The organism is Shewanella sp. 10N.286.51.B2 (assembly GCF_041469265.1).
GTDB lineage: Bacteria > Pseudomonadota > Gammaproteobacteria > Enterobacterales > Shewanellaceae > Shewanella.
The window spans coordinates 60,746-86,853 of record NZ_JBFRKH010000058.1 but is presented as its reverse complement, the minus strand read 5'-3'; the positions used below and the strand labels follow the sequence as shown (position 1 = coordinate 86,853).

At 42.1% G+C, this 26,108-nt stretch carries 25 protein-coding genes and 1 tRNA gene; 19 read left to right on the top strand and 7 right to left on the bottom strand.

The window, feature by feature from the left end; genetic code table 11:
* Positions 1–25 precede the first annotated feature (25 nt).
* A tRNA-Val gene (locus tag AB4140_RS15820) sits at positions 26–101 on the top strand.
* A gap of 210 nt (positions 102–311) precedes the next feature.
* Here AB4140_RS15820 and AB4140_RS15815 read toward each other — a convergent pair.
* Complete coding sequence (locus AB4140_RS15815) at positions 312–2,141, bottom strand: ABC transporter ATP-binding protein (protein WP_372001665.1); 1,830 nt, start codon at positions 2,139–2,141, stop codon at positions 312–314.
* 234 nt (positions 2,142–2,375) lie between these two features.
* Here AB4140_RS15815 and AB4140_RS15810 point away from each other — a divergent pair, with 234 nt between their 5' ends.
* The 7 genes from AB4140_RS15810 to sstT all read left to right on the top strand — a co-directional run bounded on the left by AB4140_RS15810 (position 2,376) and on the right by sstT (position 10,692).
* Entirely contained in the window at positions 2,376–3,935 is a 1,560-nt protein-coding gene (locus AB4140_RS15810) for an Ada metal-binding domain-containing protein (RefSeq protein ID WP_102439672.1), read from the top strand.
* On the top strand, positions 3,925–4,440 hold the full coding sequence (locus tag AB4140_RS15805) for a methylated-DNA--[protein]-cysteine S-methyltransferase (RefSeq protein WP_102439671.1): 516 nt from the start codon (positions 3,925–3,927) through the stop codon (positions 4,438–4,440). The genes AB4140_RS15810 and AB4140_RS15805 overlap by 11 nt, the downstream gene beginning before the upstream one ends.
* 227 nt (positions 4,441–4,667) lie before the next feature.
* Positions 4,668–5,930 (top strand): DEAD/DEAH box helicase, encoded by a 1,263-nt coding sequence (locus AB4140_RS15800; RefSeq protein WP_372001669.1) that lies wholly within the window; start codon positions 4,668–4,670, stop codon positions 5,928–5,930.
* A gap of 60 nt (positions 5,931–5,990) precedes the next feature.
* Positions 5,991–6,461 (top strand): dual specificity protein phosphatase family protein, encoded by a 471-nt coding sequence (locus AB4140_RS15795; protein ID WP_102519086.1) that lies wholly within the window; start codon positions 5,991–5,993, stop codon positions 6,459–6,461.
* A gap of 134 nt (positions 6,462–6,595) precedes the next feature.
* The gene (locus AB4140_RS15790) at positions 6,596–8,227 is read left to right on the top strand and encodes a phospholipase D family protein (protein WP_372001663.1); all 1,632 of its coding nucleotides are present in this window, start codon (positions 6,596–6,598) and stop codon (positions 8,225–8,227) included.
* 113 nt (positions 8,228–8,340) lie between these two features.
* Entirely contained in the window at positions 8,341–9,219 is an 879-nt protein-coding gene (locus AB4140_RS15785; RefSeq protein WP_102519082.1) for a chemotaxis protein CheV, read from the top strand.
* Between the two features lie 249 nt (positions 9,220–9,468).
* On the top strand, positions 9,469–10,692 hold the full coding sequence (gene sstT / locus AB4140_RS15780; protein WP_102439666.1) for a serine/threonine transporter SstT: 1,224 nt from the start codon (positions 9,469–9,471) through the stop codon (positions 10,690–10,692).
* A 107-nt stretch (positions 10,693–10,799) separates the two neighbouring features.
* Here the strand turns inward: sstT and AB4140_RS15775 are convergent, their stop codons facing one another.
* Both AB4140_RS15775 and AB4140_RS15770 read right to left on the bottom strand, forming a co-directional pair.
* Positions 10,800–11,456 carry an RluA family pseudouridine synthase gene (locus AB4140_RS15775; RefSeq protein WP_372001660.1) on the bottom strand — a complete coding sequence of 219 codons (657 nt, stop codon included), beginning with the start codon at positions 11,454–11,456 and terminating at the stop codon, positions 10,800–10,802.
* 124 nt (positions 11,457–11,580) lie between these two features.
* The gene (locus tag AB4140_RS15770; protein WP_372001658.1) at positions 11,581–12,177 is read right to left on the bottom strand and encodes an ACP phosphodiesterase; all 597 of its coding nucleotides are present in this window, start codon (positions 12,175–12,177) and stop codon (positions 11,581–11,583) included.
* A gap of 184 nt (positions 12,178–12,361) precedes the next feature.
* On the opposite strand from AB4140_RS15770, the gene AB4140_RS15765 reads away from it, so the two are divergent.
* The 6 genes from AB4140_RS15765 (at position 12,362) to secF (ending at position 18,246) form a co-directional block, all read left to right on the top strand.
* Entirely contained in the window at positions 12,362–12,559 is a 198-nt protein-coding gene (locus AB4140_RS15765; RefSeq protein ID WP_102476182.1) for a hypothetical protein, read from the top strand.
* A 183-nt stretch (positions 12,560–12,742) separates the two neighbouring features.
* Positions 12,743–13,783, top strand: a complete 1,041-nt coding sequence (queA, locus tag AB4140_RS15760) for a tRNA preQ1(34) S-adenosylmethionine ribosyltransferase-isomerase QueA (RefSeq protein WP_102476181.1) — start codon at positions 12,743–12,745, stop codon at positions 13,781–13,783.
* A 145-nt stretch (positions 13,784–13,928) separates the two neighbouring features.
* Positions 13,929–15,047, top strand: coding sequence for a tRNA guanosine(34) transglycosylase Tgt (gene tgt, locus AB4140_RS15755; protein WP_102439661.1), 1,119 nt, complete (start codon positions 13,929–13,931; stop codon positions 15,045–15,047).
* Between the two features lie 37 nt (positions 15,048–15,084).
* The gene (gene yajC, locus AB4140_RS15750) at positions 15,085–15,417 is read left to right on the top strand and encodes a preprotein translocase subunit YajC (RefSeq protein WP_076542918.1); all 333 of its coding nucleotides are present in this window, start codon (positions 15,085–15,087) and stop codon (positions 15,415–15,417) included.
* 17 nt (positions 15,418–15,434) lie between these two features.
* Positions 15,435–17,288, top strand: a complete 1,854-nt coding sequence (gene secD / locus AB4140_RS15745) for a protein translocase subunit SecD (RefSeq protein WP_102439660.1) — start codon at positions 15,435–15,437, stop codon at positions 17,286–17,288.
* A 10-nt stretch (positions 17,289–17,298) separates the two neighbouring features.
* Positions 17,299–18,246 (top strand): protein translocase subunit SecF, encoded by a 948-nt coding sequence (secF, locus tag AB4140_RS15740; protein WP_076542916.1) that lies wholly within the window; start codon positions 17,299–17,301, stop codon positions 18,244–18,246.
* A 67-nt stretch (positions 18,247–18,313) separates the two neighbouring features.
* Here secF and AB4140_RS15735 read toward each other — a convergent pair whose 3' ends face one another.
* Both AB4140_RS15735 and AB4140_RS15730 read right to left on the bottom strand, forming a co-directional pair.
* Positions 18,314–18,565, bottom strand: coding sequence for a hypothetical protein (locus tag AB4140_RS15735; RefSeq protein ID WP_303413671.1), 252 nt, complete (start codon positions 18,563–18,565; stop codon positions 18,314–18,316).
* The gene (locus AB4140_RS15730; protein WP_102439658.1) at positions 18,562–18,960 is read right to left on the bottom strand and encodes a DUF3224 domain-containing protein; all 399 of its coding nucleotides are present in this window, start codon (positions 18,958–18,960) and stop codon (positions 18,562–18,564) included. The genes AB4140_RS15735 and AB4140_RS15730 overlap by 4 nt, the downstream gene beginning before the upstream one ends.
* Before the next feature lie 129 nt (positions 18,961–19,089).
* Between AB4140_RS15730 and AB4140_RS15725 the strand changes: the two genes are divergently transcribed.
* The 5 genes from AB4140_RS15725 (at position 19,090) to AB4140_RS15705 (ending at position 22,593) form a co-directional block, all read left to right on the top strand.
* On the top strand, positions 19,090–19,407 hold the full coding sequence (locus AB4140_RS15725) for a DUF2007 domain-containing protein (protein WP_102439657.1): 318 nt from the start codon (positions 19,090–19,092) through the stop codon (positions 19,405–19,407).
* Positions 19,408–19,532: 125 nt separating this feature from the next.
* Positions 19,533–20,459: a bifunctional precorrin-2 dehydrogenase/sirohydrochlorin ferrochelatase gene (locus AB4140_RS15720; RefSeq protein WP_372001654.1), complete on the top strand. Its 927-nt coding sequence runs from the start codon at positions 19,533–19,535 to the stop codon at positions 20,457–20,459.
* Between the two features lie 129 nt (positions 20,460–20,588).
* Positions 20,589–21,125 carry a YaeQ family protein gene (locus AB4140_RS15715; protein ID WP_102519076.1) on the top strand — a complete coding sequence of 179 codons (537 nt, stop codon included), beginning with the start codon at positions 20,589–20,591 and terminating at the stop codon, positions 21,123–21,125.
* Between the two features lie 268 nt (positions 21,126–21,393).
* Positions 21,394–21,969: a CBS domain-containing protein gene (locus tag AB4140_RS15710; protein ID WP_372001652.1), complete on the top strand. Its 576-nt coding sequence runs from the start codon at positions 21,394–21,396 to the stop codon at positions 21,967–21,969.
* Positions 21,970–22,095: 126 nt separating this feature from the next.
* Positions 22,096–22,593, top strand: coding sequence for a GNAT family N-acetyltransferase (locus tag AB4140_RS15705; protein WP_102531436.1), 498 nt, complete (start codon positions 22,096–22,098; stop codon positions 22,591–22,593).
* Positions 22,594–22,672: 79 nt separating this feature from the next.
* Here AB4140_RS15705 and dapD read toward each other — a convergent pair whose 3' ends face one another.
* On the bottom strand, positions 22,673–23,497 hold the full coding sequence (gene dapD / locus AB4140_RS15700; RefSeq protein ID WP_076542908.1) for a 2,3,4,5-tetrahydropyridine-2,6-dicarboxylate N-succinyltransferase: 825 nt from the start codon (positions 23,495–23,497) through the stop codon (positions 22,673–22,675).
* Positions 23,498–23,515: 18 nt separating this feature from the next.
* The gene (gene glnD, locus AB4140_RS15695; protein ID WP_372001649.1) at positions 23,516–26,095 is read right to left on the bottom strand and encodes a bifunctional uridylyltransferase/uridylyl-removing protein GlnD; all 2,580 of its coding nucleotides are present in this window, start codon (positions 26,093–26,095) and stop codon (positions 23,516–23,518) included.
* Between the last annotated feature and the right edge of the window lie 13 nt (positions 26,096–26,108).

The following is a 26,108-nucleotide window of genomic DNA, read 5'->3' as shown; positions in this document are numbered from 1 at the left end:
AGAATTAAAACATTATAAAATCCCAGGTCGATTAGCTCAGCTGGGAGAGCACCTCCCTTACAAGGAGGGGGTCACTGGTTCGAGCCCAGTATCGACCACCATTTTCTTCGATTTATCCTCTTCAAGTCATAATATTTTACTCTCAATGAACACTCATTCATCAGTTATAAATTTATTTAATATTTCTTGTGTTTTCTTAGCTTAACCGCTGCAGATAAAGTAACTCTTGCCGCTTAATGACATAAAAAACGCCCAGTTTCGATAGAAGTCAAAAGTGAGCGTCATAAAAGTGTGTTATTTATTGTTGAATGTTAATCAACGCCTAAAAAGCCGCCAGTTTGATGGGACCAAAGTTGGGCATAAATACCCTCAGACTTGATCAACTCTTGGTGAGTTCCTTGCTCAACGATCTGGCCTTTATCAATGACAATTAGTCTGTCCATAGCCGCGATGGTTGATAGTCGGTGAGCAATGGCAATCACGGTTTTACCTTCCATTAATTCATATAAACTTTCCTGAATTGCCGCCTCAACTTCGGAATCTAATGCTGAAGTGGCTTCATCTAGTAGTAAAATCGGGGCATTTTTCAATAATACTCGGGCAATTGCAATACGTTGGCGTTGACCGCCAGAGAGTTTTACCCCACGTTCACCCACTTGTGCATCTAAGCCTGTATTACCAAAGGGATCTGATAAATCATCAATAAACTCGGCTGCTTGAGCCTGCGCAATGGCTGCTTGAAGCTGTTGCTCCGAAGCATTAGGATCGCCATAGAGGATGTTTTCTCGAATTGAGCGATGCAGTAGTGAGGTATCTTGAGTTACCATGCCGATTTTAGCCCGCAGCGAATCTTGGGTAACATCGGTAATCGGTTGATCGTCAATACTCACTTGACCTTTTTCAACATCGTGAAAGCGCATTAGCAAGTTAACGAGCGTTGATTTACCAGCGCCAGAACGACCTACTAAACCGACCTTTTCACCGGCTTTAATGTTTAAATTCAGATTGCTAATCACCCCTGATTTTTCGCCGTAATGAAAACTAACATCGTTAAAGTCAATTTTACCTTTGTTAACAACAATATCTTTAGCGCCAGGTTTATCTTCAATTTCAATGGGTTTTGATAAGGTATTCATCCCATCAGTGACAGTACCGATATTTTCAAACAGTGAGCTTATTTCCCACATGATCCATTGAGACATGCCGTTTAAACGCAGTGCTAAGCTAACAGCAATAGCAATCGCACCCACAGTAATCGCATTATCTGCCCAAAGCCAAATTGAAACCGCCGCAATGGTAAATGCTAAAAGGTAATTTATGATCTGCACTAAAACGTTAATGATGGTCACAAGGCGCATTTGGCCGTAGACGGTTTTAAGAAAGCCCATCATGCTGTCTTGGGCGTATTCAGCCTCTTGCTTGGTATGAGAAAACAGCTTCACGGTGGAAATATTGGTATAACTATCAACGATCCTGCCAGTCATGGTCGAGCGGGCATCTGCTTGCTTGGCTGAAATGGCTTTTAGCTTTGGCACTAACTTCCACTGAATAGCAATATACGCAAATAGCCACACCAGCATTGGCAGCATTAAGCGCACGTCAGCACTGGCGATCATCACCAGCATTGAAGTGAAATAGATGATGATATACATCAATACATCTAACAGTTTCATGACGGTTTCACGCACTGCTAATGAGGTTTGCATTACTTTAGTGGCAATGCGGCCGGCAAAGTCATCCTGATAAAATGAAACGCTTTGTTTTAGTAAGTATCGATGTGCTTGCCACCTGATGGCCATAGGGTAATTACCCAGCAAGGTTTGATGCACGATAGCCGCATGCAAAGCCACTAATAACGGAATAATCACCAGTACTACCACAGACATCAATATTAAGGTGCTACCTTCATCTTGCATTAAGGTCTGTGGGTTTTTAGTGACTAACCAGTCAACTAATTTGCCCATAAAGCCAAATAATGACACTTCTAAAATCGCCAAAGTCGCTGTCAAAATTGACATGATGATTAAGTGTTTTTCAAAACCGCGGGTGTAATGACGGCAAAAGGCATAAACGCCTTTTGGGGCTTGGCTGGGTTCTTCTGAAGGTAATGGGTTGGTAAGGGATTCAAAGAATTTAAACATCTATTTCTCAATATTTGAAACGGGAACAGCAATATATACAGAGGATACCTTAACTTGGTGCTGACTTGTTAGCTAAGTGTTAGTTAGATTGTTTCGATACTTGTAGGCTAGCATTAAATGGGGTCAGTGGTTGAGTTCCGTTTTCCGCTAGTGACTAGCGTCATTATTCGCTAAAGTGACGCTAATAATCTTCAAGCTGCTATTAACCAGCTTACATAAACGGGTAACGATAACATGTCTCCTAAAGCAGTGCTAAACAGCGAGAAGTCTTTAGCACCTATAGCCAGCAGTCAGGCGTGCAGTTTAGCTGCTAATGTTTGCCGTCAAGCAAGGCTAAGCCGTGATGCGCGTTTTGATGGGCATTTTTTTACTGGGGTTTTAACCACAGGGATTTATTGCCGCTCAATTTGCCCTGCGACGGCACCTAAAGAGCAAAACGTGCGTTACTTTGACTCTGCGATTAAAGCTGCTCAGGCGGGGCTTAGGCCTTGTTTACGTTGCCGCCCTGATAGTGCGCCACAATCCAATGCATGGAAGGGCACTCAAACCAGTTTGCAGCGAGCGATAGCCCTGATTGATGGCGGTTGTTTAAGTGGCGAACAGGGTCAAACACTTGCATCATTATCACAACGGCTGGGTATTAGTAGCCGCTATTTAAGCCAACTCTTTAATAAGCAGCTAGGCACCTCGCCAAAAAAATATGCTATTTATCGACAACTGATGTTTGCTAAACAGCTGTTACATCAAACCAGCTTGCCAATAACGGACGTGGCATTAGCTGCAGGTTTTAATAGTATCAGACGCTTTAATGAAGTTTTTAAGGAGCAGTTGCAATTGACCCCATCCCAATTAAGGCGTGATAGCGCCAAGGCAAATGTTGCTACCAAAGCTGACGGTATTAGCCTGTTATTAGATTACCGCCCGCCGTTTAATTGGTCGAAACAGTGGTCGTTTTACCAGTTAAGAAGCGTTGAAAACATGGAGTGGCTTGATGAGGCATCAAAGGCTTATGGCCGCAGTTTTTGTTTAAATGTTAATCATCGGCAGGTTAGCGGCACCATTGATGTATTACCGCTAAAAGATAAACACCAATTGTCACTTACGGTGAAATTTGAACGTGCTGACGACTTAGACTATTTACATCATGTGGTGCTGTTTGTGCGTAAGTTATTGGATTTAGATGCGGATATGGCGGTTATCCATCAATCATTTAAGTCACTTGTCGACATGGGGTTAACCCCTACAGAGGGTTTACGGATCCCTGCCACAGCCTCGGTGTTTGAAGCCGGATGCCGGGCAGTATTAGGTCAGCAAGTGAGTGTGGTACAGGCAAGTAAGCTACTGAATATCTTGGTGAGGAGTTATGGTAAAAAGCTCGTAATTTCAGATCGTGAGCTTATCTTATTTCCAACCCCGCAAGCGATAGCAGCGGCAAGTTTAACTGAATTTAACATGCCAGCATCACGCAAAGCCGCGCTTAATTTGTTAGGTCAGTTTGTCGCTGAGCACCCAGACGCAAGCCCTGATGATTGGCTCAGCGTTAAAGGTATTGGCCCATGGACTATTGCCTATGCCAAAATGCGCGGTCAAGGCGATCCGGATATCTTTTTAAGTGGCGATTTAGTGATAAAAAACCGCTTGAAAGTTCTGCGCTGCCAGCATGGGAAGGTTGATGGGCAGACAGAAGCGCTTACCGGTAAAGCCTATCGACAATTTTGCGACAAGATTGCCAAGGATGTCAGCCCATGGGGCAGCTATGTCACTTTTCAATTATGGAATAGTAATGAAAGTTAATAATCAACCGCCGATTTACCTGCAAATTGAGCTAAGCCCTGTGGGTTACTTGAAGCTGCGAGCCTCAGAATTAGGCCTTACCCATTTGCAAGTGGTCAGTGAGGCTGACGCTGTCGATAGTGGCGATATTATCGATGCAAGTGCTGACTCAATTGAGCAAGCTCAAAAACATGTGCAGCAAGCCATCACAGAACTTAATGAATATTTTGCCGGTAAGCGCAGTGAATTTGACGTCACGCTTGCAGCCACTGGTACTGTGTTTCAGCATGAGGTTTGGCAAGCGCTGCGAGAGCTGCCGTTTGGGCAGGTATGCAGTTATGGCGATATCGCCAATAAAATTAATCGACCTAAAGCAGTTAGGGCGGTGGGCGCTGCCAATGGTGCTAATCCCATAGCGATAATCGTGCCGTGTCATCGAGTGATTGGTAAAAATGGTACCTTAACCGGTTATGCCTATGGCCTTAAAATGAAACAAGCTTTGTTGTCATTAGAATCAGCTGATTAATCGAATGCGGCTTGTTTCATCATCTATGAGCAGTAATTCATCATTGCTTGATCTATTTCGCTAACTTAAGCGGCATAAATACGCTAAAATAGCTGGCTATACCTTATTTTGAGCACTTGAAATTAATGACCTCTGCTACTGATCGCAAAGATGATACCCAAACGAGCCTAAATGCTGACACCCTTTTAGCGACGCAATCTGAAACTAATACCGTTAGTTTCACCGAAATGGGCTTAATCTCGCCATTATTAGCGCGGTTAACTGAACTTGAGTACCTCACTCCAACGCCGATCCAAGCGCAGGCCATTCCTCACGTATTAGCGGGTAAAGATTTACTGGCTGGTGCTAATACTGGCTCTGGTAAAACCGCAGCATTCGTTTTACCGATTTTGCAGCAGTTAAGTCAGTCTGCTGGGGCGTCAAAAAATAAAGGTAACTTTGTTTCAGCGTTGATTTTAGTGCCGACCCGCGAGCTTGCAAAGCAAGTCGCCGATAGCGTTAAATCCTATGCGGTGCATTTTAATGGCGCCATTAAAACCGTTGCCGTGTTTGGCGGCGTGTCAGTGAATACTCAAATGCTGGCCCTTCGCGGCGGCGCAGATGTACTTGTGGCAACTCCTGGGCGATTATTAGATTTAATCTCAAGTAACGCCATTAAGCTTGATAAGGTAAAAACCTTAGTGCTTGATGAAGCCGATCGTATGTTAAGCCTTGGTTTTACTGACGAGCTGGCTTCAATATTAAAATTAATGCCTGAGAAAAAGCAAAAACTGTTGTTTTCAGCAACTTTCCCAGAGGAAGTTCGCACCCTTACGGCGAGTTTACTGGTTGAGCCAGTAGACATTCAGTTGCAAAGCGCCGAAGAAAGCACCTTAGTGCAACGGGCATTTACCGTAAACCGTGAAAGTAAAACCGCATTATTAGCCCATTTGATCAAAGAGCATAAATGGCGCCAAGCATTGATTTTCGTTAATGCTAAAAATAGCTGTAAGCACTTGGCTGAAAAACTATCAAAACGGGGTATTAGCGCTGAAGTTTTCCATGGCGACAAAGCCCAAGGCGCCCGTAATCGTGTGCTAGATGGATTTAAGTCAGGTGAGATTGAGGTATTAATTGCCACCGATATCGCCGCACGTGGTTTAGACATTGATAAGCTCCCAGTGGTTATCAATTTCGATTTACCAAGAAGTCCTGCTGATTACATGCATCGTATTGGCAGAAGTGGTCGTGCCGGTGAAGTTGGTTTAGCGATATCATTATTAGCCCATGCGGATTACCATCATTTTAAAGTGATTGAGAAAAAAAATGCCCTGCGTTTAGAGCGTGAGCAAGTTGCTGGCTTTGAAGCCGATGAGCAAATGCCTGATGACTTGTTAGAGCTTGATAAGCCAATGGCAAAACCTGAAGGCACAGGTAAGAAAAAGCGTAAAAAGAAAGCCGAAGTCAATGTCGATTTTTGGGCTCATATTAAAAAACCTGAACAAGACTAATTCAGCCTTAGTCCCGAGAGAACGCCCCATTTCATAGTTAACAAGAGTATTAACGTTTTTATGAAGCAGTTATTTTGGTTAGTAGAGGGGGTCATTGCAGGTCGCAGTGGCCCTAATAAACACCCTTGGGATTTAGCGGAATTAAAAGCGGCAGGTATTGGCGCTATTTTATCGGTCAATGATGGTGAGGAGGTCGCTGCTGCCGCCATAGAAGCGTTAGGGCTAAAATATTGCTGCACTCCTTTTTCAAATAATATCCCACCGCAAGAGGGTGATGAGGCTATTTGCGTTGCGCAAATGCCAACAGCGTTGGCCTTTATCAGAGAGTGTGAAGCGCAAAATATTGCGGTACTTATCCATTGCCGCTCCGGTAAAGACCGCACGGGCATCATGATGGCGTATTACTTAATGGATAATGGCGCAGCGCCAGTCCATGCTGTGAGTCAAGTGCGCAGTGTAAGAGACATTGCTTTTAGCGCTGAAGGTTGGGATCAATTTGTATTTGATGTCTTGTATGCGCTGCAAGATTAAACCATAGTTATACAGCGCATCTGTGACGGCTTATGATAGCGGTCATGTTAGCAATACGCTTAAACCATAGTGTAAAAGGCTGCCTGATAATAGAGCCCCAGTAAAACCTGAGTCAAATTGAAAGGAAGCCATCAATGCCCAAAAAAAATTCTGTCATATTCGTTTGTTGTGTATTGTGTTTAACTCTCATTGGCTGCGCCAATCGCGCTGAATTCAAGCCTCTTTCTCAGCAGTATAAACTCGCGCCTGTCACTGACTCTCCTTTAGCACAATACATTCAATCTCAACTGCAGCAGTCCTCACCTCAGTACTCTTCACTTCAGTACTCTCAAACTAGCAGCCAAAGCAATGATGATACTCAAGCAGAGTTAAGTTTAACGGGAGTTAACCCCCTTAATGATGGCATTGATGCTTTTATTGCTCGTTTAGCCATGATTGAAGCAGCCACTGAAAGCATCGACTTGCAATACTACATTTATCGCAATGATGAAACCGGGAAAATCCTCAGTTTATTTCTCTATAAAGCCGCTCAGCGCGGGGTGCGAGTTAGGGTGTTGCTGGATGATTTAACCACAGCAAATGGCGACGATGGCTTAATGGCCATTGCAACTCACCCTAATATTTCAGTGCGTTTGTTTAATCCATCCTATGACCGTCAGTATCGTGGACTGGCATTTTTATGGAACTTTAGCCGCCTCAATCATCGTATGCATAACAAATCACTGACCATTGATAATTTAGTGACAGTGGTTGGGGGGAGAAATATTGGCGCTGAATACTTTTCAGCAGATGAGAATGTCGATTTTGGTGATTTTGATTTACTGGCCATTGGCGACGCTGTTGATAAGGTATCAACCCAATTTGATACTTATTGGAACTCGGCCCAAGTTAATAGCATTGAGCAATTGGTAAAGGCCGCTGAGCCATATCAAGGCAATAATACAAATCCTGAGCAAGATAACGTGCTAGCGAAACTGGATGCCAGAGCAAGCATTCTTGAGAAGAGCTTAATGACCGATGAATATGTTACTCGTTTAGAAAAAAATACCTTATTAGATCGCCTGCAAAATCAAGGGTTACAGTGGTATTGGGGCGAAGCCCAAGTGGTGTATGATCCGCCAAATAAACTTGAAAGAAACCCTAATGACAGCATTTTATTAGATGACTTAAGTTATTTTTTTGAGCAAGCGCAGCATCAATTACTGATTGTCTCGCCTTACTTTGTCCCAGGCGATGCGGCAACCCATGCATTAATCAATGAAGTAAAACGGGGTAAAGAGGTCACCATAGTGACTAACAGTTTAGCTGCAACGGATGTATTAGCGGTTCATGCAGGGTATCAGCAGTACCGCCAAAAACTCATTGAAGGCGGGGTTAAGATTTATGAAGTAAAAGGCAATGCCAAGGGCCAAAAATCTAAAAAAACCAGTTGGAAAGGTAGCAGTCGCACGAGTTTACATGCCAAAACCTTTATTATTGATGAGCAAACACTCTTTGTTGGTTCGTTTAATTTTGATCCCCGCTCAGCACTGATCAACACCGAAATGGGCTTAATTATTGATAATGAGATGCTGGCTAAAGAGATCCTTGCAGGGCTTGCGCTGTCAGCAAATGATAAAGCTTATGAAGTGGTGTTAAAAAATGGCGAGCTGGTGTGGCTTGACCATCAGCATCATAAAATTATTTATGCAGAGCCCGGTGCTGGCTTTTGGCGTAAGTTTTTAGCTGATTTTTTAGCATTGTTGCCAATAGAGTCCCAGCTGTAGTTTTCTAATTGATAAAGCAAATTAGCGACTTAACCCCCGAAATTCAGATTTGAATTTGATATGACGAAAAGGCTGTGGTTAACTTTAAATAATCAGTTTTAATCGGCAATATTATGAAAAGTAAAGCAAGCCAGTCACAAGGATTGTTACTGTTTCACCTTTCCCATACTCAGCAGTTTGCTTTGGGCACCTTAAAAGTTCGCGAAATTGTCCCGTACACGCGTTTGTCGGTTATTCCGAAATCCCATCCGTCAATATTAGGTGCAGCAACCATACGCAGTAAAACCATTGCGGTGATTGATATGGCTGCATCGATTGGTTTTAAGCCGATAGATCCAAGCGACTATGATAAATGCAATATTATCATCACTGATTGCCAGCGAATGGTGATAGGCTTTTTGGTTAGAGGAATTGACAAAATAATTGAGTGTAACTGGCGAGATATTGAGGCGCCGGCAGCGAACTTAGGCCATCAGGTTTTTCTTACTGGGGTTGCTCGCCTTGATGGCAAATTAGTGCAATTGTTGGATGTCGAGTTATTAATGGCAAAATTATTCCCCTATGATCCCGCCGCTAATCGAGCTATTTTGACAGATATTCAACGAGAGAAATTAAAGCCACTGAATATCTTATTAGTGGATGATTCTAAAGTCGCTCGAAAGCAACTTTCAGATGCACTCGATTCTATCAATATCCCTTATTCTGTCACCGCAGATGGCCATGATGCACTACAGATCATGCAGCGGGCTGCAGATAACCAAAAACCTATAGATTTGTTAGTGAGTGATATTGAAATGCCAGGACTTGATGGTTATGAGCTTGCATTTGAAGTCAAAAATAACCCGCAACTTGCCAATGCCTATATTATTTTACATACCTCTTTATCCAGTGAAATTAGTGTCAGCCAGGCTAAACAAGTTGGCGCCGATGAAGCGTTAACAAAATTTGATGCCCATGAATTAATTGATGCTATTCTCCGAGGGGCAAAATAACAATTTTCATCTAATACAATAATTTGCCAATAATGAAACGCGCTAAATTTCATCACATGTTGGCTAAATGTGGTTTGTTTGGGAATGTACGGTAATATTAGTGCATCATTTTGCAGCGAAACTAGACTTTAGCCATCCCATCCGATATATACCTATCAGAGCTTATTAAAATCCCGTTATTCGATTTTTAAAAAGTCACAAATATTAGAGCTTAATAAAAGCCATAAATATAAAAATATAGGTCAAGCAATGAATCAAAATCCATCACTGTTAGCGCGATTAGCTAATGGCAGTTTAGTGTTACAAATTCTCGCCGGTATTGTACTGGGTGTTCTTCTCGCCACATTTTCAACTTCAGCAGCAGGGCAGGTTTCCTTCCTTGGTGATTTATTTGTTGGAGCATTAAAAGCAGTCGCACCGATCTTAGTGTTTGTACTGGTGGCATCATCAATTGCAAATCAAAAGAAAAATGCCCATACCAATATGCGTCCTATTATTGGTTTGTATTTAGCGGGCACATTTGCTGCCGCGTTAACTGCAGTACTGTTTAGTTTTGCCTTTCCGACAACATTAGTACTTGTTGGCGGCGTTGAGGGGACTAATCCTCCTCAAGGTATCGCAGAAGTGTTAAATACCTTGTTATTTAAAATTGTTGATAATCCAGTGAATGCACTGCTTACCGGTAACTATATTGGTATTTTAGCCTGGAGTATTGGTTTAGGTATTGCTTTACACCACGCCAATGAGTCGACAAAGAAAGTTATTTCAGACTTAAGCGATGGCGTAACCGCAATCGTACGCTTTGTGATCCGCTTTGCGCCTATTGGTATCTTTGGCTTAGTGTCGGGCACCATTGCGGCAACAGGCTTTGATGCATTAGCAGGCTATGCGCAATTACTTGCAGTATTGGTAGGCGCTATGGCCTTTATTGCTTTAGTGGTTAACCCGATTATGGTTTATGTAAAAATCAAACGTAACCCTTATCCATTAGTGTTTAAGTGTTTACGTGAAAGTGGCGTAACGGCGTTTTTCACCCGTTCAAGTGCTGCCAACATTCCAGTGAATATGGCTTTATGTGAAGAGTTAAAGCTGCATAAAGATACTTACTCAGTGTCAATCCCATTAGGCGCAACCATTAATATGGGCGGCGCGGCAATTACTATTACCGTACTGACTCTTGCAGCTGCTCATACCTTAGGTATTCAAGTTGACTTCTTAACAGCAGTGTTATTAAGTGTGGTTGCTGCAGTATCGGCATGTGGCGCTTCAGGCGTTGCTGGTGGCTCATTACTGCTTATTCCGCTTGCGTGTAGCTTGTTTGGGATCTCTAATGATGTGGCGATGCAAGTTGTTGCTGTAGGCTTTATTATTGGCGTTATTCAAGATTCTGCGGAAACTGCGCTAAATAGCTCAACGGATGTGGTATTCACCGCTGCAGCTTGTGAAGCGGCTGAGAATAAAGCAAACGGTTAAGGGTTAAGCTTAAAAAGCTTCAACCTCTAATGTGAGATAATAAAAAACCGACAACTTGTCGGTTTTTTTGTATCTGCATACTTATTTTAGCGCCAGTTAAATTGTTTTTAGCAAAAAGGGTGTTTGCTAAAAAAAGTGCGTTGCTTTTGAGTGTACGGGTGAATAATTGTCAGCATTTGCGCATGCAAGCTAAGGCGCTTTTTGGCTTTAGCTGTAATGTCATCACCGTAAAAGTTATCACCAAGTATCACATGGTTAAGTGCTAGCATATGAACACGTAACTGATGAGTACGGCCTGTTTCTGGCATCAACTTAACCAAGGTATGATTTGCAAAACGCTCGATGACTTCATAGTGAGTAATCGCTGATTTACCTTGATCTGATACCACTTGAAATGGTGGGTTTTCTTTGTCGCCAGCTAACGATAAATCAATCGTGCCACTGTCAGCGCCCATAACACCATCTACTTCAGCGATATAAACTTTCTTGGTTTTTCTATCTTGAAACTGAGTTTTAAGATGAGACTCGGATTTTTTATTGCGGGCAAATACCATGATGCCAGAGGTGTCGCAGTCTAAGCGATGTACCAAAATGGCTTCAGGGTAGAGTTTTTGTAAACGAGTAATAGCACAATCATGGGTATTGGCAGCTTTGCCAGGATTTGCTAATAAGCCGGCAGGTTTATTAATAACAATGATATCTCGGTCTGTATAACGGATATCAAGCCATGGAATACTAGGTGGTTGGTAGTCAAAAATTTGCATTTAGTCGCATCGGTTTACAAAAATAGGTGACTATTTTAGCAAATAAACGGCGCTGCAGTAATGGATATCAACCGCTAAAGTAAAATAGCCTCAATTAATCGGCTATTTGATTGCGGCAAATCAGTTATGGCAGGTATTGTTCAGGTGTCTTACGGCTATAGATACGGCTATAGGCCATTAACTGTGGATAGAAAGTACGAAAAGCAATCTCAATTTCAACATATAACTTGTCAACGTCGCTGATGGCCGTCTTAAAAAGCTCAGGTTTTGAAATACGTTGACTCACACCTTCAATTGCTTTGTTTAGCCCAGCTCTTGTTTGGTAGCTCATTAACCAATCTTGTTCGATGACTTTTGGGATGATCAATTGCAGCTTTTCCGGCAGTTCGGCGGTATGTTGCAGGCTATGGTATGCCTTTTGAGTAAACTCAGTTAACGATTGCTGATGATACTCATCCCAGTAGAAAGCAAGGTAATGATCAAACACTAAATCAATTAAAATTGGCGCCACACGGCGTGAACTTTTTGGAAATAATTTGATTAAATCGGTGATTAATTCATGGCTGTCAGTAATTTGATCGATTTGTCGATGTAGCCATAAACCTTGTTGCAAATGCTTTGGGAAGTGTTTTATATCGCCCTTGGCAAAGTCTCCAGCAAGATTGGCTGCTAAGTGGCTGTCGCTAATATCAGCTAAATGTAGGTGCGCTAGAAAGTTCATATTTTGTACTTTTATTTTTGAAAATTTACAGTATGATACTAAACAACAAAATTGGAAATATAGTAACAACTGACTGTAAGATTCATCATATAGATTTCTCTTTAAAAGTCATGGCTATTATTTACAATTTGTACTTATGGAAGATATTTTATGCCTGTTGAAATTTGGGCTGTAGGGATCATGGATGATGAAAAACTGGATAAAATCAGTATTAAGGCAGCAGTCTGCTAAAAAACGTAAAAAAGTTGACATAGACCTCAAGATTGAAAGCCATTCTTTTAAACCTGACAGTTTATGTAATTCTGCCGATAAAAATTTGTTTTCATCAGTATCTGAAGTTGATGATAATTTAGCAAATGTACAATCAGCGAATTCAAAATAACCCTATTTCGTGGTTTTTTAAACGCCGCGCTTAAGCCAGATCCCCAACTGATTTTAATGTTGGCGTTAGCCATTAGCCGCTGGCGTGCATTAATCGATCACTATTTCATACCCTTTGCTTGATATTAGCAGTTACTAGTCCTAGACTAGCGCGGTTTTTATTGTCTATAAAAGAGTATCGAAAATGCGCGTAGCAGACTTTTCTTTTGAATTACCAGATGAGCTTATTGCTCGATATCCAATGGCTGAGCGAAATGCTTCGCGTTTATTGACCTTAGATGGCAATTCAGGTGAGTTGGCCGATAAGCAATTTACCGATGTCCTGTCGAAAGTGAATAGCGGTGACTTGATGGTATTTAATAATACCCGTGTTATTCCAGCACGTTTGTTTGGTCAAAAAGCAAGCGGTGGTAAATTGGAAATGTTGGTGGAGAGAATGCTTGATGATAAGCGTATTCTTGCCCATGTTCGTTGCTCTAAGTCTCCTAAAGTTGACTCTATGATTATTGTTGACGGTGGCTACAAAATGAAAATGCTAGCCCGTCATGACGCTTTATTTGAGTTAGCCCTTGAAGATGATAAAACCATTTTAGAAGTACTTGAAGAAGTTGGTCATATGCCTTTGCCGCCGTATATCGATCGTCCCGATGAGGATGCTGATAAAGAGCGCTATCAAACGGTTTATAACCAAACCCCCGGCGCTGTGGCAGCACCTACAGCAGGTTTGCACTTTGATGATGCCATGCTTGAGGCGCTAAAAAACAAAGGCGTTAATATCGCTTTTGTAACCTTGCATGTAGGCGCGGGTACTTTTCAGCCAGTGCGAGTGGATACCATCGATGAACATGTGATGCATTCTGAGTGGGCTGAAGTTAGCCAAGAGGTTGTCGACTTAATTGCTCAAACTAAAGCGGCGGGCAAACGCGTTGTTGCTGTAGGCACTACATCAGTGCGTTCATTAGAAAGCGCTGCGAAAGCCTGTGGTGATGACCCGTTGACGGAATTTAAAGGCGATACCGATATTTTTATTTATCCAGGATATCAGTTCAAAGTTATTGATGCCATGGTGACTAATTTTCATTTACCAGAGTCAACCTTGATTATGTTAATCAGCGCATTTTCGGGTTATGAAAATGTGATGAAGGCTTATCAGCATGCGATTGAGCACAAATACCGCTTTTTTAGCTATGGCGATGCCATGTTTTTAACGAAAAAAGCCCCGTAACGATTGATTTTGATCTAAAATACCCGCCCACAGAGGTGGGTATTTTTTTGGGTTTATTTTGTAGCCTCACTTGAAGTTGCAACATTTGCCCTCATGTCTTAATGAAACAACAGCGAGTCAGACTGTTTATCTGGCAAGGTGATTTATGAAATTTGAATTAGATACAACTGATGGTCGCGCACGTCGTGGTCGTCTGATTTTTGAGCGCGGCACCGTTGAAACTCCAGCATTTATGCCAGTAGGTACTTACGGTACTGTGAAAGGGATGACGCCTGAAGAAGTTAGAGCCACAGGCGCTGATATTCTGTTAGGTAACACCTTCCATTTATGGCTTCGCCCAGGTGAAGAAATCATGCGTAAGCATGGCGATCTTCATGATTTTATGAATTGGCAGCGTCCAATTTTGACTGACTCTGGCGGGTTCCAGGTATTTAGCTTGGGTGATATTCGTAAAATCACTGAAGAAGGGGTGCATTTCCGTTCGCCTATCAATGGTGAGAAGATTTTCTTAGACCCTGAAAAGTCGATGCAAATTCAAGACTCATTAGGCAGCGATGTGGTGATGATTTTTGACGAATGTACGCCATATCCTGCAACACATGATGAAGCGCGTAAGTCGATGCAAATGTCATTACGTTGGGCACAGCGTTCACGTGACGAATTTAACCGTTTAGAAAATCCGAACTCGTTATTCGGTATTATCCAAGGCGGTGTGTACGAAGATTTGCGTGATGAAAGTATTAAGGGCTTAACTGAAATCGGATTTGATGGCTACGCCGTAGGTGGTTTAGCTGTTGGAGAGCCTAAAGAAGATATGCACCGTATTTTAGAGCATGTTTGTCCTCAGATCCCTGAAGATAAGCCTCGCTACTTAATGGGCGTTGGTAAGCCAGAAGATTTAGTTGAAGGCGTCCGTCGTGGTGTGGATATGTTTGATTGTGTTATGCCAACCCGTAACGCACGTAATGGTCACTTATTTACTTCTGAAGGCGTGATTAAAATTCGTAATGCTCGTCATCGCGATGATACTTCTACCCTTGATGAAAATTGTGATTGTTATACCTGTAAAAACTACACCCGCGCGTATTTATATCACTTAGATCGCTGCAATGAGATCTTAGGTGCGCGTTTAAACACCATTCACAACCTACGTTACTATCAAATGTTGATGGAAGGTTTGCGTGGCGCAATTCAGACAGGTACATTAGACGCCTTCGTGACAGAGTTTTACACCAAACTGGGTCGTGAAGTACCAGAACTATAGTTGACTGATTTTTTTTAGAAAATAAGAAGAGAGTAATATGTTAATTTCAAATGCATACGCAAACGCAGCAGGCGCTCCTCAAGGTGGCGGCACCATGGAACTGATTTTCATGCTAGTTATTTTTGGCTTGATCTTCTACTTCATGATCTTCCGTCCGCAGTCTAAGCGTGTAAAAGAGCACAAAAACTTAATGTCTGCATTAAGTAAAGGTGATGAAGTGCTTACAAGCGGTGGCATTTTAGGCAAGATTGCTAAAATCAGCGATGATAGTGATTATGTTTTATTAAGCATTAATGAAACCAGTCAGATCACCATTAAAAAGGACTATATTGCAGCGGTATTGCCAAAAGGCTCTATCCAGTCGTTGTAAGCCAAGAGGGCTCAGGTGTGTTAAATAAATACCCAATGTGGAAGAACATCATGGTGATGCTAGTCATCGCCATTGGTGCTTTTTACGCAACTCCAAACCTATTTGGTGAGGATCATGCAGTACAAGTCGTAGCGACTCGTGGTGCAGAAGTGACAACTTCAACTCTATCGACAGTAAACGGATTACTTGAAAGTAAAGGCATTGCGGTAAAGCGCTCTGAGCTCGAAGATGGGCAATTACTTGTCCGTGTTCAAAATTCTGAGCAGCAATTGCTTGCTAAAGAAGCCATTGCTGATTCATTAGGTGATAAATATACCGTTGCATTAAACCTAGCGCCGGCGACACCTGAGTGGCTTGAAGCCCTTGGTGGATCACCAATGAAGTTTGGTTTGGATTTACGCGGCGGTGTTCACTTCTTAATGGAAGTGGATATGGGCGAAGCTATTCGTAAGATGGAAGAAGCCAAAATTGCTGATTTTAGAAGCCAATTGCGTGAAGAGAAAATTCGTTACGCAGGTGTTCGTAAAACTGCAAAAGGCCTTGAGATTAAATTCCGTGATGCTGAAAACTTAGCCAAAGCAGAACGCTTCTTAAAGTCTCGCAATAATAATGAAATGGTATTTAATGATGGTAGCAGCGGTGAAAACTTTGCCCTGTATGCCACCATGAGTGATAGCTACCTTAGTCAAATTAAGGAAGAAGCACTACAGCAAAACATGACGACTATTCGTAATCGTGTTAACGAACTGGGTGTTGCTGAGCCGGTAGTACAGCGTCAAGGCGCTGAACGTATTATTGTTGAACTGCCAGGTGTACAAGACACTGCGCGTGCAAAAGAAATTTTAGGTGCTACAGCATCAATTGAATTTCGCATGGTTGATCAAAACACTGATCAAAGCGCAGCAGCAAATGGCCGCGTACCTGCGACCTCAGAGGTATTTCCTCGTCGTTCAGGTGGCATTGCGGTGCTGAAAAAAGAAGTGATGTTAACTGGTGATCATATTACCGGTGCCCAACCTTCTTTTGATGAATATAGTCGCCCACAAGTATCGATTAACTTAGATGCTAAAGGTGGCAACATCTTCTCTAACGTCACTAAAGACAACATTGGTAACCCAATGGCGACTTTATTTATTGAGTATAAGGATAGCGGTATTCGCAATCCTGATGGCTCAGTGAAAATGACTAAAATTGAAGAAGTTATTTCAGTTGCTACCATTCAAGCTCGTCTAGGCCGAAATTTCGTTATTAACGGTCTTGATCATTCTGAAGCACAAAGCTTAGCGTTATTACTTCGTGCAGGTGCGCTTATTGCGCCAGTGACGATTGTAGAAGAACGTACTATTGGTCCAAGCCTTGGTGCACAAAATGTTGAAAATGGTATCCAAGCAATGATTTGGGGCTTGGCAGTTGTTTTAGTCTTTATGCTTATCTATTACCGTGCATTTGGTGTTATCGCAAACTTAGCACTTACCGCTAACTTAGTGATGGTTGTTGGCGTGATGTCAATGATCCCAGGTGCCGTATTAACCCTGCCTGGTATTGCCGGTATGGTATTGACCGTTGGTATGGCAGTAGATGGTAACGTGCTGATTTACGAACGTATCCGTGAAGAGTTACTTGCTGGACGCAGTGTTCAACAAGCGATTCATGAAGGTTACGCCAATGCATTTTCAACCATTGCTGATGCAAACATTACCACCTTTATGACGGCATTAATTTTATTTGCTGTGGGTACGGGCGCGGTTAAAGGTTTCGCAATTACTCTGATGATTGGTATTGCAACGTCAATGTTTACTTCTATCGTGGGAACGCGCGTTATCGTGAATCTCATGTGGGGTGGTAAACGCGTTAAGAAACTATCAATTTAAGGAGTTGACCATGTTACAAATATTTTCAGTAAAGAAAACGATCAACTTTCTAAAACATGCAATGCCAATCAGTGTTTTATCAATGATTTTGGTGGTGGCTTCTTTTGTGTCATTAGGCACAAAAGGCATCAACTGGGGTCTTGATTTTACTGGTGGTACGGTTGTTGAGTTAGAGTTTTCAAAACCAGTAGACTTATTAGAGCTACGTGCTGAATACAGTACTGATGGCGCTGACGGAGCAGTAGTGCAAAATTTCGGTTCAAGCCGAGATATCTTAGTACGTTTACCTGTTCGTGATGATCTAAAAAGTGATGATCAAGTCGCTGCGATTGTGCACGGTGCTCAAGTTATTGATGCCAACGTTATTCAAAAGCGTGTTGAATTTGTTGGCCCTCAAGTGGGGAAAGAGTTAGCAGAGCAAGGCGGCTTAGCCGTGATTGTGGCGTTAATTTGTATTCTCATTTACGTATCATTCCGCTTCGAATGGCGTTTAGCAATGGGCTCTGTTGCCGCACTTGCTCACGATGTCATCGTCACCTTAGGCATTTTCTCTATTTTACAATTAGAGTTTGATTTAACGGTATTAGCAGGTTTGCTTACGGTAGTGGGTTACTCGTTGAACGATACCATCGTAGTCTATGACCGTATCCGCGAGAACTTCTTGAAGATGCGTAAAGGCGGTCCTGATGAAGTGGTTAATACGTCTATCACGCAGACAATGAGCCGTACTATTATTACTACAGGTACTACCTTAGTGGTGGTGATTGCGCTATTCCTTAAGGGCGGTAGCATGATCCATGGTTTCGCAACGGCGCTACTGTGTGGTATTTTTGTTGGTACTTACTCATCTATTTACGTGGCAAGTTACTTAGCCATTAAATTGGGTATTTGTCGCGAGCATATGATGCCAGTTGAGATTGAGAAAGAAGGTGCTGATCAACCTTCAATGATGCCTTAATCTTAAGCCGCAACACAAAAAAGCCACTCAATCGAGTGGCTTTTTTATTGGAATGTATTTCTTAAATTTAAATACTGATGTTTAAGCTGCTTGCAGGGATAACTTGCTGGGATAACAAGTGCCTATAAACTTCAGCTTTAATGGATGCAATGAACTGGCTGTTAGTCGGGTGATGAATATCCAATGCAACCCAGCCATCAGTGGACATTTGTTCTAACTGAGTAAATTTAGTGCCTGAAATAGTGTCAGCATCCCACTGCCCAGTAGCTTTAATTATGCCAACCGAAGAGTGTAAGCGGCTAATAGAAAACCCCATCATATTTGGCTTAATTCCATTTGGTACTCAGCTTGGCCTTTTTCACCAGAAGTAAATGCGCCTTTACCTGCAATGTTAATCAACTCGCCTTGGCCAGAATTTGGCACGATAATGAAGTCACTGCTGGCGACACCACTTTCAAACTTACCATTGTGTTGCAATACAAAGCTGCCGGACTTGCCATTAATGCTGACTTCCACGTTTTCAAAACCACAAAACACTGCTTTGCCATCTGCGGTATAACACATGATATATTTGGGCTGGCTGACACCTTCAAGATCGCCTGAGTACATTTGGCTAATACTTGCTGAGGTTTGCTTAGCACCATCAGGGTGTTCTATATCTGTGGCTTCATCCCAATTTGTAATTTGAAATACACCGGATATTTGCAGATTCATATGATTCTCCTTTAAAGGCTATCAAGAGCATATAATGAGTATAAAGTTTAATCAATGCTCGACAGCAAGAACCATTTACAAGTACGATGATTAAAAATTTGCCATCAGAGCAATGCAGTAGGAATAATAATGGACAATAGAAAAGTACTCTTAACGGGCGGTAATTTACTCCAAGCGCATACTTGGAAAGGGCTGCTTGAAACAAATGGCATATTGGTAGAATTGACCGGTGAAGCTTTACTCGGTGGTGTTGGTGAGTTACCCACTGAAATGCAAACTGTGGATATCTGGGTTTGTCAAAATCAACTCGAGCAAGCTAAAACGCTGTTAGAGTCTCATAATATGGACTGTCCGCAATGGCAATGCCTTCAATGTCATGAGATGAATGAAGGCAGTTTTGAACTGTGCTGGCAATGCAGCTCGCCACAAAGTACCACCCACAACTAACATTGACCTTTTACCGCTGTAAAAGTCTTAAGATTGAATCATTATTATTGATACTAAATAAGACGATGACAATGGCACTATTAACTGGTTATAGTTGATTATCTTAATTATTTTGCGAGTGATCGATGCAGTATTTTCCATTATTTGTGGATACCAAAAATTTACAGGTACTAGTTGTTGGTGCCGGAGAAGTGGCCACTAGAAAGCTTGATTTGCTGTCACGCACCGAAGCTGACATTACTGTTATTGCCCCGGATATCGCTCAAGAAATTCAAAGCTATCATCAAAAAGGGCGAATTCGATTACATAGGCGCGTTATTGAAGCAGCTGATATTGCTGATTATGATGTGATCTACATGGCCACAGCCAATGAACAACTCAATAAAGACTATGCCGTTTTAGCCACCCAAAAAGGCATTTGGGTCAATGTGGTTGATAATCCCAGTTTTTGCCGCTTTATAACACCTTCCATCGTCGACAGAGGTCGCTTAGTCGTTGCCATCAGTACCGCTGGCGCCGCGCCAGTGTTTGCTCGCACTATTCGTTCCCGACTTGAAACGCTATTGCCCCAGTCATTGAGCCCTCTATTTGATTTTGTTGCGTCAAAGCGCACTGAAGTGCAGCAAAAAATCAGTTCTGGTAAAGATAGACGTTTATTTTGGGAGCGATTCTTTAAACTAAACAGTGATCGTTTTGATAGTGTGACAGAAGCTCATTATCAAGATGCATTTAGCAGTTTAGCTGCCGATGGCGAAATATTATTGTTAGATGAAAACGATAACGCGGCCTTATTGCCTATTGCCGCTATGCCATTATTGCAGAAAATTGAAGTAATTTATCGGGACAGTCCGCTGACTGAAAATGGCGTTAGTACCGATATTAATGAACTTATAAGACGTGATGCTAGCCGCGAAGCTGTCCCTAATCTCAGTGAAATTGCAGCAAAATATCACCATGGCGAGCGCATGCTATTGTTGCTAGACACTGAAAAGTTAAAAAAATTTAAAGCACATTTCCCCATGGCGAAGCATCTTCAACCTGGGGCTTTATAGTCATTTTTGTGGGGATATTTACTGCCTAGCTTAATGGTAAATTGACTGAGCTAAAAACATATTCTAAACCGAGTTTCATACTTGTGCTAAACAGGTTAGACTCGGTTTTTTTATTTGTATGGAACTCCCATGGCGCCTAAAGCTACCGTCTATAAAGCAACAATTCAAATCGCTGATATGGATAGACATTACTATGCCAATCATCAACTTACCATTGCCCAGCATCCTTCAGAAACGGATAGCCGCATGATGGTGAGAATTTTAGCGTTTATTATGAATGCGTCGGACTCGCTGCAATTTAGCAAAGGGCTTTGTGTTGAAGATGAACCTGAGCTATGGGAAAAAAGCTTATCTGATGAAATCAATTTATGGATTGAATTTGGCCAAGCTGATGAGAAGTGGCTGCGTAAAGCTTGTGGTCGGTCAAAGCAGGTTCAGTTAATCACCTACAGTGGTCGCAGTGTGCCTATTTGGTGGAAGCAAAATGAACAAGCACTGCAACGCTATAAAAACTTAAGTGTATTTAATATAGCTGAAGAAAGTGTTGCAGCAATGGAAGTGTTTGTTAACCGCAACATGAAATTGCAGGTGAGTATTACTGATGGCGAAATTTGGTTGTCTGATGAAGCCAATAGCCTGATGGTTCAACCTGAGCGTTTAAAGTAAGGTCAACCAAAGAGCTTATAATTGTTTTAAACCTTTAAATTATACATTTTGCACTATAATTTACAGGTTAACCTGTCTAAATTAAGCCGTCGTATACCACTATCAAGTTTGCCTATGCCAAAACCTGATAGTGGCAAATTAAACTATGAAGTCATTGCAAGTGATTATAATTTAGAAGCTTTAATTGTAATAAGCTTGATAACTTCCCTCAATTAGACTCGATAACACCCAGAAATATCGGTTGTTTTGTCAAAAAAGGAAGTTTTTAATGAAAACACTAAATTTATATTCAGTTGACAAAGTCGATGAGCTTGCCCGCCCTGAAGTGTCTGAGCATATCAATATTTATTCAACCGCCGCTGCGGTGTTTACTGATTTTAGCCAGCTAAAACCTTTTGTAATTGAAATGAATACCGCTGCGGTAGACGTTGAACATTTAATGAAACAATCCCATGTCAGGTTAAAAATTGTCATTGATCAACAAGGGCATTTTATGGGGCTGGTGAGTTTACAAATGCTTCATAGCCAAGAAATGCTTAAGCAGGTCGCCGCAGGTTTTTCGCGAGATCAACTTTTATTGAGTGACTTTATGTTGCCAAAAAATAAGCTAAAAGCCATTGATTATGTGGAACTGGTTAAAGCGCGAATTATTGATGTCATTGAAACGCTGAAGCATTCCCAGCATCAGCACTGTTTAGTAGTTGACGAGCGAGCCCACGTTATTCGTGGCTTAATTTCGGCTAATGATATTGTACGAACCTTAAAACTCCCCATTGATGTGAATTTAAATCCCAGCTTTATGGAGATTGCCGATAATGTCGAAAAACTGAAAGCCGCGAGTTAACCGCACTCAACGTCGATTAATCAAGGTCAATTTATCAAGGTCAATTTATCAAGCTTGATGTGTTGTTTTTATATCAGTAAAACAATAATGTGTAATGATTAAGCATGATATTTACACGGAGCAAGGATGCAGATCAGAAAAGCACAGCGCCATGATGCCACAGTGGCATTTGATATTCGAAACCAAGCAATACTAAGCCAATGCAAAGGGCATTATGATGACGCAATGCTGGTAGCTTGGACGGATGGTGAGCTGCCAATAACATTTGTCGATGCATTTTCGGAGCATGGCTATGTTGCTGTGGTCAATGATGCAGTGGTAGGTGTTGGCATGATTGACGTTAACCATGATGCCGGCAAAAGTTTCGCTGTTGCTACTGGCATGGTCGATGGGATGTTTGTGCACCCCAGTACTTTTGGTCTAGGTGTCGGCAGGGCGATGTTACAACAACTCGAAACCGTCGCAATTGAAGCAGGCTGTAAAAAATTAATATTGGATGCTTCTTTAAATGCAGCTGATTTTTATCGCGCTTGTGGTTTTAAAGGTGACAAGCATTCAATTTACCATTCCCCAAGAGGCCTTAAACTTGCTTGTATACCAATGGAAAAGTTAATCATTAAATGAGCTAATTAATCATCAGTTGGCAGATTTTACCCATTAAAAAGGGCTTCAATAGAAGCCCTGTTAATTGGGTGACTAACGATTAATCTACGATACGCAGTAATTCGTTAATACCCACTTTTCCGCGCGTTTTCGCATCAACCTTTTTAACGATAATAGCAGCATATAAGCTGTAAGTGCCGCACTTAGAAGGTAAGTTACCAGAAACAACAACAGAGCCTGCAGGTACACGCCCGTAATGTACTTCACCTGTTTCACGGTCAAAAATACGTGTGCTTTGGCCTATGTATACGCCCATTGAAATAACACTGCCTTCTTCAACAACTACGCCTTCAACGATTTCGCTGCGCGCGCCAATGAAACAGTTATCTTCAATGATAGTAGGACCTGCTTGTAGTGGCTCTAGAACGCCACCAATGCCCACTCCGCCAGATAAATGTACGTTCTTACCAATTTGTGCACAAGAACCCACAGTCGCCCATGTATCGACCATAGTACCTTCGTCAACGAATGCACCTAGGTTGACATAAGAAGGCATTAATACGGTATTTTTACCGATAAATGAGCCTTTACGAACCGTTGCAGGTGGTACAACACGAATTGCTTCTTCTTTGAAACGTTCAGCTGTGTAGTCAGCAAACTTCTGCGGCACTTTATCAAAGTACTTGGTATCACCACCGTCGATAACTTGATTATCAAAGATACGGAAAGAAAGCAGTACCGCTTTCTTTAACCACTGGTGTACATGCCATTCGCCATCAATCTTTTCTGCTACGCGAGCCTGACCTTTGTCTAGCATGCTAATAACAGTTTCGATATCTGCACGAACACTTGGCTCTACCGTGCTAGGTGTGATGTCCTGACGAGCCTCAAATGCAGCTTCTATGCGTTGGCGTAATGCCTCCATTACTTTCTCCCGATTAGTTTATTGTGGTAAAGGTGTTGAAAGCGCTCCTAAGAGGGCTTCAGATAGTTGCGCTTGTTGCGTTTCATTGAGCTCGCTGCCGGCATTATTTTGTAAGATAAAGAAATCTTCGGCGCGCTCTCCAATGGTGGTAATTTTAGCTGATAATAAGGTGATATCGCAGCGATGCAGCACTTCTCCGACGCTGGCTAATAAGCCCGGGAAGTCTAATGCGATTAGTTCCATCATACTTGTATCATGGTTAGTCCCAGGTAGGAAACTTACTTGGGTACGAACATTAAAAGGTTTCATGATCCGTGACAGCTTTCTAAATTTTGACGGTTTAGGTTTTTGTGCTGCTAACGCCTTCTCAAGTGACTTTTTAATCGACTGAATGCGGGAAAGTTGGCTGATTGGTTCGCCATCTTGCTCTAGGATAACGAATGTATCTAAGGCGTAATCATCATTTGATGTCATAACGTTAGCATCATGAACATTAATGTTTTTATTGTCTAACACCGCCATAACAGTGGCAAATAACTTGGGTTTATCTTTGGCGTAAACAAACAGCTCGCTGCCACCACGGGTCGTATGCTTTGAAATAAGCACCAATGGTTTTTGCTTGTCGTGTTTCAACAAGGCTTCTGTATGCCATGAAACCTGATTAGGTTGATGACGTAAAAAGTAATCGTCTTTAAACCTTAGCCATAACGCATCAATATTTTTTTGTTTTACGCCACGTCGTAGCAGCTCTTTTTGCGCTTTTTGTTTGGTTTCTTGGACTCGCTCAGCCACATCAATGGGCTTTTCTTTGCCTCTGGCTAACACGCGCTGAGTTGAAAAATATAAATCCCGCAGTAACGAGCCTTTCCAATTATTCCATGCTTTGTGGTTTGTCGCGCAAATATCGGCCACAGTTAAGCAATATAAATAACTTAAATGCACCGCATCTTGGACTCTATCTGCAAAAACGGCCACCACATCAGGATCTGAAATATCACGGCGCTGTGCGGTGACTGACATCACTAAATGGTTTTCAACCAACCAAGCCACTAAACGGCCGTCATGATCGTTTAATCCATGAAGCTTACAAAAATCCAGCGCGTCTTTAGAGCCTAACTTACTATGATCGCCGCCTCGTCCTTTAGCAATGTCATGGAATATAGCGCCTAAAACTAATAAGCCTTTTTTAGGCAACTGATTAATTAAAATCGCGCCTAAGGGGAATTCATCTATCTGCTCAGTTTGCGAAAAGCGGTCAATGTTGAGCAGTAAGCGGTGAGTGTGCTCATCAACCGTGTACGCATGAAATAAATCAAACTGCATTTGACCTTCGATGTTACGCCATGCGGGTAAGTATGAAGATAATATGCCGTGTTTATGCATCAAGGATAAAGCTGTTATGCCACGAGGGTGCTTTAAAATACTCATTAAGCATTTTCTGCACTCTGGGTTATCTTGTAATGGCCCCTTAAGGCCACGTCGTGCTTTACGTAAAAGCCGCAGCGTTGGGGCATAAATGCGTTGGATATTAGAATTTTTGGCCACTAACAAAAATAAATTAATAATTTGTTCAGGTTGTTGCTCAAACAGTTGATTATCGAGCACTTCAATGAAGTGACCACGGCGCTGATAGTTTTCATTGATTGGCTGAATGGTTAACGGCGCAGTTTGATGCAAGGTTGCACGCTTAAATAACTGCAGCAACATCTCATTTAATTCCATTACCCGTCTTACTGTGCGGTAATAGCGTTTCATCATTTGCTCGACCGCGAGCTGAGTCCCATCCTCATAACCCATTGCTGCGGCAACTTGTCTTTGTAAGTCAAACAGCAGCCTATTTTCATCTCTGCCAGCAATCATGTGCAGTGAAAAACGCAGTTGCCAGAGAAAATCCTGACATTCCAGTAACTCGGTTAATTCAATGGGCTCAAGAAAGTCGTAGCCGACTAATTCTTGTAATGACGCGGCGTCAAAGTGGCGCATAGCCACCCATGCTATAGTTTGAATATCGCGTAAGCCACCGGGACATGACTTGATATTGGGTTCTAAATCAAAGGCATTGGCTTTAGCATGTCGATATTGCTGTTCTTGTTTTTTTGCAAGAAAGAATGTGTCAGAAGGCCAAAAATCATGTTCACGAATCGCGTCATATAATTGATCAAATAAGCTTTCGTCACCTGATAACAATCTAGCTTCAAGCAGGTTAGTAGCAGTGCTGATATCGCTAAGGCCAAGCTCAAGGGTTTGCTCAATGGTGCGCACACTGTGACCGATCTCTAAGCCAGAATCCCAAAGGTAAGTGATAAATTGGCTGATAAGCTCTTGGGCTTGCAGGTTCTTGGCTTCGGTTTGGGTCAGGATCAGTAAATCAATATCAGAGTGGGGGTGTAATTCTCCGCGGCCGTATCCACCCACCGCAATGAGCGCAATCGTCTGATCATTAAAATAAAACGATTTCCAAGCTTGTTTTAATAGCTCATCAACAAATACACATCGCTCTTTGACGAGTTCAGTTATTGGCTGCTTTTGAGCAAATTGCGCCAATAAGCGCTGGTTTAGATCGACTAGGGTGTTTTTAGCTACCAGCGCAGTGTTCATTGACGTCCTTTTT

Excerpts from the sequence above, each read along its gene's own strand:
- AB4140_RS15815 (WP_372001665.1), bottom strand. The coding sequence starts at position 2,141 with ATGTTTAAATTCTTTGAATCCCTTACCAACCCATTACCTTCAGAAGAA.
- AB4140_RS15810 (WP_102439672.1), top strand. The coding sequence starts at position 2,376 with ATGTCTCCTAAAGCAGTGCTAAACAGCGAGAAGTCTTTAGCACCTATA.
- AB4140_RS15805 (WP_102439671.1), top strand. The coding sequence starts at position 3,925 with ATGAAAGTTAATAATCAACCGCCGATTTACCTGCAAATTGAGCTAAGC.
- AB4140_RS15800 (WP_372001669.1), top strand. The coding sequence starts at position 4,668 with ATGGGCTTAATCTCGCCATTATTAGCGCGGTTAACTGAACTTGAGTAC.
- AB4140_RS15795 (WP_102519086.1), top strand. The coding sequence starts at position 5,991 with ATGAAGCAGTTATTTTGGTTAGTAGAGGGGGTCATTGCAGGTCGCAGT.
- AB4140_RS15790 (WP_372001663.1), top strand. The coding sequence starts at position 6,596 with ATGCCCAAAAAAAATTCTGTCATATTCGTTTGTTGTGTATTGTGTTTA.
- AB4140_RS15785 (WP_102519082.1), top strand. The coding sequence starts at position 8,341 with ATGAAAAGTAAAGCAAGCCAGTCACAAGGATTGTTACTGTTTCACCTT.
- sstT (WP_102439666.1), top strand. The coding sequence starts at position 9,469 with ATGAATCAAAATCCATCACTGTTAGCGCGATTAGCTAATGGCAGTTTA.
- AB4140_RS15775 (WP_372001660.1), bottom strand. The coding sequence starts at position 11,456 with ATGCAAATTTTTGACTACCAACCACCTAGTATTCCATGGCTTGATATC.
- AB4140_RS15770 (WP_372001658.1), bottom strand. The coding sequence starts at position 12,177 with ATGAACTTTCTAGCGCACCTACATTTAGCTGATATTAGCGACAGCCAC.
- AB4140_RS15765 (WP_102476182.1), top strand. The coding sequence starts at position 12,362 with ATGATGAAAAACTGGATAAAATCAGTATTAAGGCAGCAGTCTGCTAAA.
- queA (WP_102476181.1), top strand. The coding sequence starts at position 12,743 with ATGCGCGTAGCAGACTTTTCTTTTGAATTACCAGATGAGCTTATTGCT.
- tgt (WP_102439661.1), top strand. The coding sequence starts at position 13,929 with ATGAAATTTGAATTAGATACAACTGATGGTCGCGCACGTCGTGGTCGT.
- yajC (WP_076542918.1), top strand. The coding sequence starts at position 15,085 with ATGTTAATTTCAAATGCATACGCAAACGCAGCAGGCGCTCCTCAAGGT.
- secF (WP_076542916.1), top strand. The coding sequence starts at position 17,299 with ATGTTACAAATATTTTCAGTAAAGAAAACGATCAACTTTCTAAAACAT.
- AB4140_RS15735 (WP_303413671.1), bottom strand. The coding sequence starts at position 18,565 with ATGATGGGGTTTTCTATTAGCCGCTTACACTCTTCGGTTGGCATAATT.
- AB4140_RS15730 (WP_102439658.1), bottom strand. The coding sequence starts at position 18,960 with ATGAATCTGCAAATATCCGGTGTATTTCAAATTACAAATTGGGATGAA.
- AB4140_RS15725 (WP_102439657.1), top strand. The coding sequence starts at position 19,090 with ATGGACAATAGAAAAGTACTCTTAACGGGCGGTAATTTACTCCAAGCG.
- AB4140_RS15720 (WP_372001654.1), top strand. The coding sequence starts at position 19,533 with ATGCAGTATTTTCCATTATTTGTGGATACCAAAAATTTACAGGTACTA.
- AB4140_RS15715 (WP_102519076.1), top strand. The coding sequence starts at position 20,589 with ATGGCGCCTAAAGCTACCGTCTATAAAGCAACAATTCAAATCGCTGAT.
- AB4140_RS15710 (WP_372001652.1), top strand. The coding sequence starts at position 21,394 with ATGAAAACACTAAATTTATATTCAGTTGACAAAGTCGATGAGCTTGCC.
- AB4140_RS15705 (WP_102531436.1), top strand. The coding sequence starts at position 22,096 with ATGCAGATCAGAAAAGCACAGCGCCATGATGCCACAGTGGCATTTGAT.
- dapD (WP_076542908.1), bottom strand. The coding sequence starts at position 23,497 with ATGGAGGCATTACGCCAACGCATAGAAGCTGCATTTGAGGCTCGTCAG.
- glnD (WP_372001649.1), bottom strand. The coding sequence starts at position 26,095 with ATGAACACTGCGCTGGTAGCTAAAAACACCCTAGTCGATCTAAACCAG.